The organism is Pseudoalteromonas sp. HM-SA03 (assembly GCF_002289345.1).
Lineage (GTDB): Bacteria > Pseudomonadota > Gammaproteobacteria > Enterobacterales > Alteromonadaceae > Pseudoalteromonas.
Genome location: NZ_NSDG01000048.1, coordinates 87,999 through 102,892, shown reverse-complemented (window position 1 = coordinate 102,892; position 14,894 = coordinate 87,999). Strand labels below are relative to the sequence as shown.

Sequence of the window (14,894 nt, the reverse complement as noted above, 5' to 3'; positions counted from 1 at the left end):
TAGTTTGTAATGGTATCCTACCCTTTTATGAGCATTTTTAGGGGCAAAGATGCAAGTACAAGGTACACTCAGCAAGTTAAAGTCAGCGCTTGTTGAACCTATCCAATATCAATTACCCGTGGGTGATAACTTAGTATCACTCAATGACTACTTTGGTAAACCAGTTACCCTTACCTTCACCGGCAATATATTTTGCAGTAGCTGTGGTAAAAAAACCAAAAAGAGCTATTCACAGGGGCACTGCTTCGTGTGTATGAGAAAGCTCGCCAGCTGCGACATGTGTATTATGAAGCCAGAGACCTGTCACTATGATCAAGGTACCTGTCGTGAACCCCAATGGGGCGAAGAGAACTGTATGATCCCGCACTATGTGTATTTGGCCAATACCTCAGGCCTTAAAGTAGGGATCACCCGTCATACGCAGATCCCAACTCGTTGGGTAGATCAAGGCGCAACGCAAGCTCTGCCGATTTTTAAGGTGCAGACCCGTCACCAGTCAGGGTTAGTGGAAGTGGCGCTGGCTCAGTTTATTGCCGATAAGACTAACTGGCGCAATATGCTCAAAGGCATCAATCCTGAAATAGACCTCAAAGCAGAAGCCGCTAAGCTTATTCCCGAGATCCAAGCAAAGCTCGATGAACTTGCTGAACTCTTTGGTGCAACCGCCATTGAAGTGCTGGATGAAGAAGTGGTTGATCTCACCTTCCCAGTAAACCAGCACCCGAGTAAAGTCAGCTCGTTTAACTTTGATAAAGACCCTGTAGTGTCAGGCGTGCTTGAAGGGATCAAAGGCCAATATCTTATTTTTGATAATGGCGTGATCAATATCCGTAAGTTTACCTCTTACGAAATCACCTTCTCTGACGAATAAAATGCATGCCAATCGTCTTCTGTAAGTGGCTTACAGAAGACGTAACCTTGGATTGTATGACAACCTAGCTTGCGCAGATAACGTTTCTGTACAGGCTTTTCTACGCCCTCAGCTACAACTTGCAGGTTTAGCGCCTTAGCCATCGCCACAATTGCCGAAACAATTTCGCTATTGCCATATTCATCGGGCACTTTAGCAATAAAACTCGCATCTATTTTTAAGATGTCGATGGGCAGCTTAGCCAAGTAACTGAGCGCAGAATACCCTGTACCAAAATCATCAATCGCCAGTTTGACACCCAGCTCCTTGAGTTTTTTCAAGGTGTACTTAGCCTCTTGAAGATTACCGATAAAGCTATTTTCGGTAAGCTCAAGCTCAAGATACTTACCGTCGACGTTATGCTTTTTTAATGCCTGCGCGACACACTGATAAAGGTCGCCTTGAGTGACATGAGACGCCGAGATGTTAATCGCCATGCGCCTAATCTCAACCCCAGCGCATTGCCATTGCGACAAGTGCTGACAGGCTTTATCTATTACCCACTGATCTAAGCGCATAATAAGCCCGAGCTCCTCAGCAAGTGGGATAAATTGGGCCGGCGAGATCATCCCGAGATTTGGGTCACGCCATCTTAGCAAACACTCAACACTTGAAATGCGACTGCTGGTTAAACATTGCAATGGCTGAAAATGCAGTTCAAACTCGTCATTTTCCAAGGCATTCTGAAAACGACTTAGCATGGATAAACGCTCAAATGAACGTGCATTCATCGAAGCTTCGAATAATTGGAATGAATTACGCCCGACTTCTTTGGAGCGATACATAGCAACATCGGCGTGTTTGAGTAAGGTTTCCGTATCATGACCATCCTCGGGATAAATAGCAGCGCCCATTGAGGCCGTCGCAGCCACCTGCATATCACCAAGTTGAAAGGGATTCGATAATGCCATTAAGATTTGGTCTGCAAATTCAATAACCTCCGACATGCCATTCACTTCGCTTAGTAGCACGACAAATTCGTCGCCACCAAGTCGGGCCAACGTGTCACCTTCGTTTAGAATAGACTTTATTCGCTCACTAACCTGCACTAATAACTCATCTCCCGCGCTGTGGCCAAGAGAGTCATTCACTTCTTTAAAGCGGTCTAAATCTATAAACATCACACTGAGTTTTTGCTTATAGCGGTGCGCTGATGCCAATGCCATAGAGAGTCTGTCGTAAAATAAGCGACGATTAGGCAGCCCAGTCAATTCATCAAAGTAGGCTAAGCGAGCAATTTTTTCTTCCGCATTTTTACGCTCTGTAATGTCGCTAAAAATGGCTGCGTAAAGCATATCGTCACTGTACGGCTCTCTGATCTCAATAATCGTGAGCCATTCAACATAAATCTCACCGCTCTTTTTACGATTGCAGATCTCGCCCTGCCACACACCGGTTTCTCTGAGCGTTTGCCACATGCTCTGATAATAGCATTCATCATGTAGCCCCGAGCTCAATATGCTTGGGCTTTTCCCTAGTACTTCATAATCTTTGTAGCCGGTAAGCGCACTAAACGCCGGGTTGATCTGGATTATTTCACCTGAACTTTTGGTGATCATAATGCCATCGAGAGAGGCATCAATAATGCGGTTAGCTAGATAAAGGTTCTTCTCCGACTTTTGCAGTGCAATATCACGTTGTACTAGGACTTTTTCCAGCTCACTACAATACGCCGTTTCGATTTCAGTCAGGACATTTTTGAGCGCTAATAGCCCTATCACTTGTTGCGAGTCTGGGGAAGTCACCACCAAATGACGAATGGAGTTTACCGTCATCAGCCGGTAAGCATCGAATAAACTATCTTTTGGCGTCATGGAGAGCATAGGATAGCTGGCTAATTGCCAGCAAGGCTGACGCCAATCAGGATTGAGAATAATATATGCAATATCACGTTGAGTAATAATGCCATACTCATTTAATTCACGGTTATACGCCAACACAGCGGTAAGCTTTAGCTCACGCATATTATTAATAACATCAGAGACACAGTCTTCACTGTCTAAAATCACAATACTTGATTCAAAGTGCTGCTCAATTGGTCTAAAATGCAAATAATGGTCGAGTCCTTGGCTACGCACGATATCGGATAAAGAGACCACACCGCAAGGTAGATTATCCGAGTCAACCACGAGTAAGTGACGGATCCCTAGTTGGTGGAACTTGACCGTCGCCTCACTCAAGGTTTTATCTATTTGAATTTTTTGCACCGGTGTGGTCATCACGGCCCGGACCGGCACCTGTGCAAAGTTAGGATCGTTAAAGTTGAGCTTAACGCAATCCGACTCAGTCCAGATACCAATAATGTCATCGGCACGAGTAATAAAGATCGAGCTCACTCTGCTCGCTCGCATTTGCGCAACCGCATCATATAGACTGGTTTGCTCATCGCAACATAACAAGCTATTGGTAAATACTTCTTTGATCTGTAACTGACGTGAATCACCAACCATAAGCACACTCTCGCAATATTATTCCAATTTGAAGTATACTGGGCGACACTAATGATAACTTGACCAAGAACAAATTATGGCGATAAAAAGCTATCCTTTATTGTTGGTATTAGACCAAAGTATAGAGTTTATTGAAGATGAAAAAGCACTTAGAGATGCAACGCATCTGCTCGATGATGCGTCACTCAAACGGTTAATTCTAGTATACCCAAACGATTGCTGCAGCAACGCACAAGGTGCGCCCGTACAAGGTATTGATTTGAAATATTTAACCGAATTAGTGCAACAATATCTCGTTGACGAAGGCCAGTGTTGCGTCAGCAAAATCCAACTGAGCAATACTCAGCAGGCTTTTGATTTATTAAGTCTAAGCTAACCGGCTTCAACCAGCGCTTTGATATGTGTCACGGCGCTGCGGCCTAAAGAAGAAAGATCATAGCCCCCTTCTAAGTAGGAAATAATCCCCAAACAGTCCGATGAGTTTGCAAACTCGACTACTTGCTCAGTAAACCATTGATAATCTTGTTCAACAAACTTGAGTCCGCCCATATCATCTTCTAAATGACCATCAAACCCTGCACTGATAAAAATGAGCTGAGGTTTAAATGATCGCAGCTTAGGCAACCATTGTTGCTCCACCAAGGCTTTTAAGTCTGTGCCATCCGCTCCTGCACTCAACGGGGAATTGATTAGCGTTTGATGATTCTCAATCGCGGTATTTGGATAAAAAGGGTGTTGGAATAAAGAGCAAAGTAATACGCTATGATCGTCTTTGAAAATATCTTGCGTGCCATTACCATGATGTACATCGATGTCCAATATAGCCACTCGATCTACACCCTTTGTCTTGGCATAAGCGGCAGCAATGGCAACATTATTAAAGACACAAAATCCCGATGAAGTGCTTTGATTGGCGTGGTGCCCTGGAGGCCTCACAGAACAAAATGCAGCGTCAAGTTTACCTGCAACTATTTCGTCCACCGCGAGTATTCCTGCGCCGACAGCGCGTTCAATCGCTTTCATAGAATCAGGACACAGCCAAGTGTCGCCGTCTAACTCGGTTAACCCTTCATTAGGGACTTTATCCATTACTTCTTTGATCATGGCTTGATCATGAACCAATGCATAGTGTGACGTATCGGCTTTCAGCGCCGTTTTGTGTTCAATGGCGATATCAAGGCCAGACGCTAGCAACCTATCTGATATCGCATCTAACCTCGCAGGACACTCAGGATGTTCCTCGGTCATTTTATGCTTGCGGCAATATGGATGAGTAATAATTGCAGTACGCATAACGAATATACATCCTATGTTAGTTTGCGACGTGGTTGATTTAAGTAGCTATCCTTTCACTATATCAAAGCCACATAATTGTGGCTTTGATACTTTGGTATATCCTAATGCTGGATTTCTTTCGCCTTTAAATCCAAGTTATGGAAATCGAAACTAAAGTCGGTTATTTCCGGATTAACAAATTCCATCGCAGCAGACTCAACCCGTTGTGATTTATCCATCACAAAATTGATGTAAGCATCTGCTTCAAGTAATGGCTCATCCCACCGTACCACAAAGGTGTTACCGGTTAGGTGCTCAAGTTTCCCTTTTAAGCGCTTCGTGTGCGTAAAATCAATGCGCAGTTCCTTACCGAGCTTTTCCACTATCACATCGCCATACCAAGCGCTATTTAGTGTTCCCGTGTAGTTGTTTAATGGTAAAGCAGGCTGTGGTTTTGCAACTTCGATTATCCCAGCTTTGGCGTATTTATCTTGTTGCGCCTTAAAGTAATCATCGGCGATGATCTGCACCCAGTCTTTATCTTCTAGGCCAAGCGCATCTTCAAACACCTCATTGATAATCGCGGAAAGTGCGGGGTATTTTTGTTGGTTTGATAAGACCACCACACCCAATTTTTTCTCTGGGATCATCGCAACTTGCGACACCATACCTAAAATCCCGCCGCCGTGACCTACCTTTTTATAACCAAAGTAGTCCTCTACCGCCCAGCCAAGGCCGTACCCTCTAAACTGCTGGTGGTATACTTCTTCGGCTTTTGTTGCGGGAATACGCGTAATGTGTGGATGCCACATTTGCACTTGTTGCTCTTGGCTAAATAGCTGCTCGCCAGAAGGTAAGCGACCACCCTCAAGCTGGGTTTGTAGCCACTTAGTCATGTCATCCACGTTAGACGCAATGGCACCAGCACCACGGAAATCTTCCAAGTAGTTAACAAAGAAAGGCGTAAGTTTGCCATCCATCGGAATATGGCCAGTCGCCCAATTACTATTGTTAGCTGGGATCCGAGAGAATCCAGCCTTTGAGTCATCCATATCTAACTTGGTAAACATTTCCTGTTCAACAAAATCGCGCCAATCTTTACCACTGATTCGACTTACGATTTCTCCTGCAACAACAAACATCAAATTGTTATAAGCGTAATGACTGCGGAAACTTGAATCCGGTTTGAGGTGTGAAATACCTGCAAGCAATTCAGACATGGTTTTATCAGTATCAGGCCAGATCATAAGATCGCCCGCCCCAAGACCCAATCCACTTCGATGACTTAATAAATCGCGGATAGTCATCTCTTGAGTAACATAACTATCGTAAAGCTTAAATTCTGGAATATGTTTGATGACTTTGTCATCCCAACTCAGCTTGCCTTGATCTATCAACATCGCCAGCGCTGCTGCCGTGAATGCTTTGGTATTGGATGCAATACCAAACAAGGTATCCGCATTGACCTTAGCAGGCTTATTTAAATGCGTCACCCCGAAGCCCTTGGTCATCACAATCTTGCCATCTTCTACGATACCAATTGCCAAACCTGGAATATTAAACTTTGCCATCGCGCTTTTTACCGCAGTTTCAACATCCTGTTGGTTTACTGCCGCGCTTGCCTGTGCACTAAGAAAACTTGCAGCAACTAGGCCTGAGGTTAATAGCCATTGTTTTATTTTCATTATTTTTCCTTGGTTTTTTGCCACAACCAATCATGATGTTACCAGTCAAGCTTTGAGATTTAGCTTCACAGCATCACAGTGGTAGATGGCTAATTCTTGTTGTTGTCTGTCATTATCATTATCTGTAACGTGTGGCTGTGTCGAAATTGCCTGTAAATAGCTGGTTGGAAACCGATGCTCCTTTGCCCCGGCCAACACATGATGTACGTACCAATCGAAAGGTAATTGTTGTTCCACAAAGGTGTTAGCAATATAGCACCAGGCGTCCACGATACCGCCACTTTGCCTTTCAACAGGCAAACAATGACAGCTATAGCGATCCCCTTCAATGTCATCCAAACGCGCTTTTTCTTGCTCATCCAACGCATACAAAACGCCATAAACATGGCTATTTGCTTCAGTACTCGGCGTAATACTGCACTTGGCTGAACCATCGGTGCTCAACATATCAAAAGTCAGCCGATAGCCATGCAATTTCCCCACTCCAAGTAGCTTCGCTTGTGGTAAACGAGCAAGCAAACGTGCGGTCGACATATTTGAACCAAAGCTAAAGTTAATAATGTTTTTGTCACACATTAGATCACCAATCTTACTGCAAGCAGTAACATGATCACACCGATCCCGCGATCAAACCAATGTCCTGCACGACGAAAAAAATGTCTTACCGTTGTTTTTGATAAAACTAAAGATAAAAACGAAAACCAAGCCCACGTAGCCAATGCCATATAAACACCGTAAAACAACTGCACACCGCTTGGTGTGGTTGGCTCAATCACTAAGGTAAAAAGCGATAAGAAAAACAGCGTTGCTTTGGGATTTAAGGCATTGACTAAAAAGCCTCGTTTTAACGCAGTCCAATTAGACTCAGTAACAGCGTGTTCAGTGATATTTTCTTGCTCTGAATTGGGTTTTGCATATCGCAATGCTTGGACACCAAGGTAAGCGAGGTAAAGCGCGGCTATATATTTTACTGCTGTGAACAAGCTTTCAGATTGAGATAGCAGTAACGCAACTCCCAATAAGCAATAACTGACATGTACTAAAATACCAAGACCAACGCCAAAACTTGTCCAAAGGGCGTTTGATCGACCCTGCTGTACACTTTGTTTAAGCACTATCGCAAAATCAGGACCGGGACTAGCGACAGCAAAAAAATGTGCCAGCGCAATTAAAATAAACTCATCAAGATAAGCGAGCATGTGCATGCTCCTGTAAGGCCAGTAAATCACCCCGCTCTGAGTTATCCATTAAGGTATTAATTTGCTTTTTCGCCTTTTTATACTGACTCACAAGATGTGACTTAAGATGCTTATGACCATCTTTCCCCCCTTTAAAATGACATACTAAGGCATGCACAAAAACACTTTGCTGCTCCGTCAGTGCTGCTTTTCGGTTAGCATATTGGTTGTAGCAAGAACCACATCCTCCCCTAAAGTGATATACGGTATTAGACACCATGATCCCAAAGCCAAAAAAGCTCGCCAGCACATCACAAGCTGCGTCTAATTGCGCTTCCCCACCTGGAGGTAACACGCCACGCTGTAAAATTAAAACTTTTGCCATAACACCAGCATAACTGGCGATCAGATCTTGAGGCTGATTTATTTGATTAGGATTATAAGAAATCAAAATAGGCGCAGCCGCTTCAGCGATAACCGCTTGCTCACCGCGCCAACGCCCTGCAATGTTTAACTTAGTCATGCTGGTCGACGCAAGCATGCGTTCAGGCGCAACCAAAGTGATTGGCCACTGTTGTAACCCCGCATAGGATTTTACTCGGGAGAAAACGACTTCCGCCATCTCTTCAATACTGGATACCGGCTCAGGAAAACAACTGGGAGTCGGAGTAACGATCTGCGTTTCATTTAAAAAGTACTCGCCATCAAAGTGCTCAAATGCCCAGACAAAGGTGTCAATTAACCATTGGGTTTCTTCATCACTAAGCAAAGGTGAGACTTTAAATAAGGACAGCATACTAATAATTCACTCTTTTCTGGAATAACCCCTGATAAATAGCATAAACTCTGAGCCTAATGCAAAAACATGGAGTTTCACATGCCACACTTTATTCTCGAACACTCAGCTAATTTGCCAATTGAAACCGAGGCGTTGGTATCACAGGTGCAGCAATTTGCCTGTGCAAGTGGCTTGTTTGATCCAACTTCCGTCAAAACCCGTGCTGTTGCTTTTGAGCATTTTCAGTTAGGTGACGGCAAACAAGGATTTATTCACCTGCAGATCCATATGATGGCTGGTAGAACATTAGAGCAAAAACAAATGCTCACGGAAGGTACTCTGAAACTTTTGCTCGCAAAGGTCGGGGAACATTTTGCTCTCAGTGTCCATTGCTATGATTTATTATCCGATATTTACCGCAAAAACTAATTTATTATTCGAGTTATTTAGCTATGAAATTTCCATGTAGATTGGAGAAATTTTTGAGCCACGTTGCAGAGATGCCGCGCAGCAAGGTCAAAATTAATATTAAAAAAGGTCTCGTTACCGTCAATGGCAATGTCGTCAAAAAAGGTGATATCCAAGTCACCCCAGCAGACCATATTACTTTCGATGGCAAACACCTAGAGTATTTGGGTTTACGCTACTATATGCTAAACAAACCACAAGGTTATGTGTGTGCAAATAGTGATGAATTACACCCTACAGTATTCGAGTTAATCGAAGAACCTAACTTAAAAGATTTTCATGTTGCAGGTCGGCTGGACATCGATACAACGGGTTTGGTACTGCTCACTAACGATGGAGATTGGTCTCATCAAATCACCTCGCCGAAGAAGCAAAAGTTTAAAACCTATGTACTAGAAAGCCGCGACGAGCTCACTAAAGAAGCGTTAACTCAGCTTGAACAAGGCGTTGAGCTACATGGTGAAAAACAAGCAACCCTGCCAGCGAAAGCAGAGCTTATTGATAAATTTGCACTACGCTTATCCATTTGCGAAGGAAAATATCATCAAGTAAAACGCATGCTTGCCGCAGTTGGCAACCAAGTAGTTGAACTTCATAGAGAAAATATTGCAGGGATCGAGCTTGATCCGGCCCTTGCTGAGGGGGAATATCGCCCATTAACTGATGAAGAAATAAGCATAATTAATGCAAATTAGTCTTCTCCCTTAGGTTGTATGAGTAAATATCATCTCAAAATCGCCTCCTTAGAACATTAACCTACTTACAAACTCCCCCTAAACATGCTAAATCATGTATTGAGAGTATTTTTAGGGGGCGATCCTGTGTTTTCTAGTTTCACATTAAAAGCAAAAATAATTACCTTTGCCGCCGCAATATTTGTTTCATTACTTGCCGTTGCCTTTGTAGGCCTTCAAGCTCTACGCCATGCCAGTGAAAGCGATAATATTGCGCGTATCAACCAATTAATGAAAAGTACCGTTAATATTGTTAAACAGTTTGAGCGCTTTACAGAGCAAGGAAAACTGACGGAGCAACAAGCAAAAGAGATGGCAATTCAGGTTTTAAGAGAAAATAAATACCATGACTCTGAGTATGTGTATGTTGTTAATGACAAAATGGACTTCGTAGCAACACCTCATGACCCCCAACTACATAACACCAGCTTTAATGACTTTGAAGATGCCGATGGCAAAAGCATAGGCAGCATGGTGAAGCGTTTAGTTGGTAACCAGTTTGATCGGATCATTACCTATAATTGGACCTCATTACGAGATGGAGAAGTTGTTGACCTGACTTCAGTGGTACAAAAGACACCAGGGTTTGGCTGGTATGTCGGCACAGGTATTAGCTATAAAGAAGTAAACGATCGTTATTGGGACACCGCAATTTGGCTAGTCGCACTTTCTTTAGCAGTTGCCGTTGCATTAACCACCGCACTTGCGCGATTTGGACTGTCACTCAACAATAAACTAGGTGCCGAAATCAATGATGTACTCGAAATAGTAAAACATGTTTCACGAGGAAATCTGACTACACCAATCAATACTGCTGACTGCCAAGATTATAGTATTCTCGCCGCCATGGCTTATATGCAAGGCGGACTTAGAGGTGTAGTTGAAGGACTTAAGGAAGCAACCAAGGCGCTACAAAACCAAACATCAGACAGCGAGGTACGTTCAGTAGAGCTGGAAAATTTAACTCGCAGCTTAAATGCCGAAACTCACATGGTAGCCTCAGCAATTACCGAGCTCACAGCATCAGCACAAACCGTTGTCGAACATGCTGAGCAAGCTGCAGAGTCAGTTCAAGAAGCTGAAAAGCAAGGTAATGCAGCCGACAAACTAACAGCACAGGCCGCGACTGAAATTGCATTATTAGAGCAACAAATTGACAGCGCAGGTAATAACATTCAAGTGCTAGATGAAGAAGTATCTAATATCGCCAATGTACTTACCGTTATCCAATCTATCGCCGAGCAAACCAATTTACTGGCACTCAATGCTGCGATAGAAGCAGCACGAGCTGGAGAGCAAGGACGAGGCTTTGCTGTCGTAGCGGACGAGGTCAGACAGCTTGCTCAGCGCACTCAAACCAGTACAGAAGAGATCCGTACCATGATCACTAAGCTGCAAAGTGCGACTCAAGATGCGAAGGCTTCGGTAAGTTTGAGTATTGCCACAAGTGAAAAGACGGTGAGTATGTCATCTAAGGCATCTCAAGCGCTTGTACAAGTCGCCGATTCTTTAAAATCTATATCGCAGATGAGTCATCAAATAGCTCAAGCGGCCAAAGAACAGTTGGATGCAGGAGAAGATACAGCCAAACGTGTCGTTGTTATCTCTGACACGGCTTCACAGACTGCAAGTGTGTCTGAAAAAGCACATAAAGCGACTGATACAATTAAATCTTTATCTGGAAATCTAGAGATTGAGATGGCCAAATTCAAAGTGTAATAAGTCAACTTTATTCTTATTTTTCATAGAATTAGCCAAGTGTAAATTTATATAAACTGTTAATTGAAAAATTTCTTTAATTTTTCATTCACCTTGTGTTTATTTGGTGTTAAGTTTGTACCCACAGAGAGTTTCAGTTTTAGTAGTCTCAAGAGACTTCTTTGTTTGTTATAATTGCAATAATATATGCAACCTAAAGTTTGAATGCTTGATTGCGTAGAAATCAAGCAAACTTAATAAGGACTATGATAATGCAAAAACTAAATTTGAAAGAATGTAAAAAAGTTTCTGGTGGTGGTATTTGGATGCCAGATGAACCAGCAGCTAACAGTGCTGAAGCTAATGCAAAGACCAAATCTAGCAAAGCCAATTAAAGATCATTGTTAGTTATGGAAAGAAAATTCGCACTCGGAGACTTACTACTACCATATGTCTTAGTTGTAGTAGGAGTCTTCATTATACACGATGTTAATTTTCACTTTTTTCTGACGTACACGGCACTTATATCTCTCTGTTTTGGTGTGGGATTACGACTGAAGGATGTGAACATATGTATTCTGTGCATCTTATGCCTGACTCCCTTTGTTCTTGAAACACTCGTGTTTTCAACTGGATTAATTAGCCTATCATCTTCCCCTGAGAATAGATTATTCCAGAATAGTTTGATTTTTGGCATTCACCTAATTATCGAGTTAATAGTGCTCGCCCCACTCACTTACCGGACAGAATTAACCAAAAAACTTTTTCCAAGATATAAAATTAAATACACCTTTGCGGATAATATATTTCCATGGTTGGCTATCTTAGGAGCTTTGTTCACATTCGCTACTATTGTCGAAAATTACCTAAGAAATGGTAAAGGCTATGATGTGACGTTCTTTTTCTACTCTTCCGATATTGCAGGATACATTCTGTACTCAGCAAAATGTGGAATTATGATAGCTTTAACAGCCCTAACATACAAAGAAGAGTACGATTATGCACTCCCAAGCTTGCGCAAGAAACGCTAGTAGTTTTTTGCAAAGTAAGGGTTATTCAATTTGATGCCTTCACCTTCGGGCGGTAACACTAAACGATATTTTTGTTTTAATCGTTTTAATTCACCAGACTCTTTAAGCTTAGCAAGCCCCTCCTCGAGTGCATAAGCAAGTTTTGGCTTGTCTTTATTCACAAAAAAGTAAAAAGCGGTTGAATACTCAAGGTGAAAATCAGGTACGATCATGAGGTTTTCGTTATTTTGTGCGATCAATTCTGAATTTGCCTCAATCACCGAGCGTGGAAAATAATCCGCTTTTTTATCCGCGATTAAATTAAACATGGTTTGATAATCGGAAATAGGCCTGACCTTCAGACCGTTATAACTAAGAATTTTGGTGTCAGGCCAATCGTGCCCTTGTACCGCGGTAAAACGCTTTAATTCGTTAAGTGACCGAACTGCTTTTATGGCTGGATAAATATCTTTATGAACAATCAGCACACGTTTACCAATAAGTCCATCATACAATGGGACCTTTATAGGAATAGCAATTTGCTCACGAGCAGGGCTGGTCATAGACCAATGTAAATCCACCTTGCCCCGGCTTAGTGCCATCAACGTGCGCTGTTGATGAGGGTGAATTTTGATATGTTCAATTTGAGCTGAGTACTTAACAGCCGCCAGCGCCTTTTCCAGTAATTCGTAAAGATAAAGATCGCGATCGTACAAGGTTCGCGCTTCTTTCGCGACATAGATTAACTCGGGGAGTTGCGTCGCTATACAAGCGCTTTGAAACACCAGAGCAGAGATAATTACACCCAACTTTAACTTCATCGCACAACCCTCTTTTAGGGGGAAACAATACTACAATCAAGAGTACTTTTACGGATTGCTATTACTATTGCGCAATTAAAAATATAGTCAACCTGCATTTTCCAGTCGTACAGTCGATACCGTAGGCTTACGACGGTTACATACAAATAAATAGCTATTACGATAGCGCTTGGCTTCTTTCTTAGCATCTGTTGCTAAAGCTGCGACTTGATGTGAATTAATGCAGTGTTGTAAATCAGGTCTCACTAAACCAATCGATAAAGTGAGTAAAGGTACAAATTGCTTTTGCCCTTCACGATTTGTTGCCCAGTAACCGCCAGCACTAACATGCTCAGGAGTAAAAAAAGCTTTTGATTTAAGCTCAAACTGAGTGATGATCTCATGGCACAAGGCTTCTGCATCATTATTATCGAACACCACCATAAAGTCGTCCCCCCCGATATGCCCAACAAAGCTTGAACTCTGTGCACATACATCACCCGTCACCTCCGCAAGTAGCTTAATCACGCTATCGCCACTGGCATATCCATATAAATCATTAAACTGTTTAAAATGATTAAGGTCGATATATGCAAGAGAAAAGTCATGATGTGAACGTAACCTTTGCTCTATTGCCTCATTTATCGCGACATTGCCCGGCAACATGGTTAATGGATTGGCATGTTGGGCGTGACGAATTTTTTCTTCTGTGATGTGCTTGAGTATGTCTCTTAAGGGCGCTAAGCCAAGATAACGACCATTTCTTGTAATAATGATATGACGTCGAATATCAAATTCGTGATCGGTTATTTGCTTACTCACCGTATCAAGCTCTTGCTGCTCATCCACTACTAACGGCTGCTTGTCCATCAATTTAGTGACTGACTTCTTATCAAAAAGTGCATGACCATATGGCGCAGCGAAGACCTCTGTTAGTTGATCTCTGTGTAGTAGCCCCACAGGCTCCCTAGCATCATTAACCACTGCAAGGCTGGTAAGCTTACGGTCTTGTTCAAACAACCTATGAGCATCTATACATTGCGTACATTCATGGATAGCATTGGCCTCTTTGGCAAGCCAACCAATTGCCATTGATTGTTCAAATTGATTAAAATTGGATCGAACTTCTGAGTGAAGAGATTTTAACAAAGCCAGCTCTGTCGGTGGCTTTCGAGTTGGCTTCGCGAGTAGAAAACCTTGAGCGTTTACAATGCCAAGCTGCTCTATCAGCTTTAGCTCCTCCATCCGCTCAATTCCTTCAGCTATAACCTCAGTACTGGTGGCTTTAGCAAGCTCGATAATGGACTTTAAAAACTCCCGTTTCACCACACTTTGGTCACAATGGTCGATAAAATATCTGTCGACTTTGACATAATCAGGGCATAACTCCGACCACTTTTTGAGGCCAGAATAACCTGCTCCTAAATCATCAATCGCAATTTGAAATCCAAGTTCTCGATAATGCGTAATTGTAGTTAGTAGCAGATTCGCGTCATCTACTTTGTCTTGCTCAGTCACTTCAATGACGACACGCTTGGGATCGAGCCCATACACCTCAGTGAGATGTCTGGTTTCGCCCTTTGGGTGGCTCGGATCGAGTAACGCTTTTGGACTAACGTTTAAAAATAGCTTACCAGGAAGGTTGAGTGAGACAAACTGCTTAATAGCGGCTTCACGACAGATAATCTCCAGCTCTGACAAACGCTCCTGCTTACTCGCAATCGCAAAAAGCTTGTCTGGAGACTCCAACAATGAACCGGACATGCCACGACTTAATGCTTCAAACCCTAAAATTTGGCGTTTCGCAAGATCGTAGATTGGCTGAAACAGAGTAAATACTGCTTTTTCTTTTATTATTGTATTAAGTACTAACGTGCGCGAAGGATCCACAGCATTAAACTCACTGTA

Annotated in this window: 14 protein-coding genes; 6 read left to right on the top strand and 8 right to left on the bottom strand. The window is 42.7% G+C overall.

Translation table 11 applies throughout. The features are described 5' to 3' along the window. The first annotated feature begins 49 nt into the window (after positions 1 to 49). Complete coding sequence (locus CKO50_RS10270) at positions 50 to 871, top strand: DUF2797 domain-containing protein (RefSeq protein ID WP_095728079.1); 822 nt, start codon at positions 50 to 52, stop codon at positions 869 to 871. Here the strand turns inward: CKO50_RS10270 and CKO50_RS10265 are convergent. Continuing rightward, a complete protein-coding gene (locus CKO50_RS10265; protein ID WP_095728078.1) occupies positions 844 to 3,360 on the bottom strand; it encodes an EAL domain-containing protein in 2,517 nt (838 codons plus the stop codon). The genes CKO50_RS10270 and CKO50_RS10265 overlap by 28 nt on opposite strands. A gap of 76 nt (positions 3,361 to 3,436) precedes the next feature. On the opposite strand from CKO50_RS10265, the gene CKO50_RS10260 reads away from it, so the two are divergent. Beyond that, complete coding sequence (locus CKO50_RS10260; RefSeq protein ID WP_095728077.1) at positions 3,437 to 3,736, top strand: DUF4144 family protein; 300 nt, start codon at positions 3,437 to 3,439, stop codon at positions 3,734 to 3,736. Here the strand turns inward: CKO50_RS10260 and CKO50_RS10255 are convergent. From CKO50_RS10255 to CKO50_RS10235, 5 genes are all read right to left on the bottom strand, one after another. After that, the gene (locus CKO50_RS10255) at positions 3,733 to 4,653 is read right to left on the bottom strand and encodes a histone deacetylase family protein (protein WP_095728076.1); all 921 of its coding nucleotides are present in this window, start codon (positions 4,651 to 4,653) and stop codon (positions 3,733 to 3,735) included. The two genes, CKO50_RS10260 and CKO50_RS10255, sit on opposite strands and share 4 nt — an antisense overlap. A 104-nt stretch (positions 4,654 to 4,757) precedes the next feature. Further along, on the bottom strand, positions 4,758 to 6,320 hold the full coding sequence (locus tag CKO50_RS10250; protein ID WP_095728075.1) for a serine hydrolase: 1,563 nt from the start codon (positions 6,318 to 6,320) through the stop codon (positions 4,758 to 4,760). Between the two features lie 45 nt (positions 6,321 to 6,365). Then, positions 6,366 to 6,896 (bottom strand): gamma-glutamylcyclotransferase family protein, encoded by a 531-nt coding sequence (locus CKO50_RS10245; RefSeq protein WP_095728074.1) that lies wholly within the window; start codon positions 6,894 to 6,896, stop codon positions 6,366 to 6,368. Further along, the gene (locus CKO50_RS10240) at positions 6,896 to 7,519 is read right to left on the bottom strand and encodes a LysE family translocator (protein ID WP_095728073.1); all 624 of its coding nucleotides are present in this window, start codon (positions 7,517 to 7,519) and stop codon (positions 6,896 to 6,898) included. Before CKO50_RS10240 ends, CKO50_RS10245 begins: the two co-directional genes overlap by 1 nt. Further along, complete coding sequence (locus CKO50_RS10235; protein ID WP_095728072.1) at positions 7,503 to 8,294, bottom strand: hypothetical protein; 792 nt, start codon at positions 8,292 to 8,294, stop codon at positions 7,503 to 7,505. The genes CKO50_RS10240 and CKO50_RS10235 overlap by 17 nt, the downstream gene beginning before the upstream one ends. Before the next feature lie 81 nt (positions 8,295 to 8,375). On the opposite strand from CKO50_RS10235, the gene CKO50_RS10230 reads away from it, so the two are divergent. From CKO50_RS10230 to CKO50_RS24590, 4 genes are all read left to right on the top strand, one after another. Continuing rightward, positions 8,376 to 8,705, top strand: coding sequence for a 5-carboxymethyl-2-hydroxymuconate Delta-isomerase (locus CKO50_RS10230; RefSeq protein ID WP_095728071.1), 330 nt, complete (start codon positions 8,376 to 8,378; stop codon positions 8,703 to 8,705). 23 nt (positions 8,706 to 8,728) lie between these two features. Further along, positions 8,729 to 9,439: a 16S rRNA pseudouridine(516) synthase RsuA gene (gene rsuA, locus CKO50_RS10225; protein ID WP_176474642.1), complete on the top strand. Its 711-nt coding sequence runs from the start codon at positions 8,729 to 8,731 to the stop codon at positions 9,437 to 9,439. Positions 9,440 to 9,565: 126 nt separating this feature from the next. Next, positions 9,566 to 11,197, top strand: coding sequence for a methyl-accepting chemotaxis protein (locus tag CKO50_RS10220; protein ID WP_095728069.1), 1,632 nt, complete (start codon positions 9,566 to 9,568; stop codon positions 11,195 to 11,197). Between the two features lie 251 nt (positions 11,198 to 11,448). Further along, positions 11,449 to 11,571: a hypothetical protein gene (locus CKO50_RS24590; RefSeq protein WP_255229515.1), complete on the top strand. Its 123-nt coding sequence runs from the start codon at positions 11,449 to 11,451 to the stop codon at positions 11,569 to 11,571. 632 nt (positions 11,572 to 12,203) lie between these two features. Here the strand turns inward: CKO50_RS24590 and CKO50_RS10210 are convergent. Together CKO50_RS10210 and CKO50_RS10205 are read right to left on the bottom strand one after the other, a co-directional pair. Then, positions 12,204 to 13,007: an ABC transporter substrate-binding protein gene (locus CKO50_RS10210; RefSeq protein ID WP_095728068.1), complete on the bottom strand. Its 804-nt coding sequence runs from the start codon at positions 13,005 to 13,007 to the stop codon at positions 12,204 to 12,206. 87 nt (positions 13,008 to 13,094) lie between these two features. After that, positions 13,095 to 14,876 (bottom strand): bifunctional diguanylate cyclase/phosphodiesterase, encoded by a 1,782-nt coding sequence (locus CKO50_RS10205; RefSeq protein WP_095728067.1) that lies wholly within the window; start codon positions 14,874 to 14,876, stop codon positions 13,095 to 13,097. Between the last annotated feature and the right edge of the window lie 18 nt (positions 14,877 to 14,894).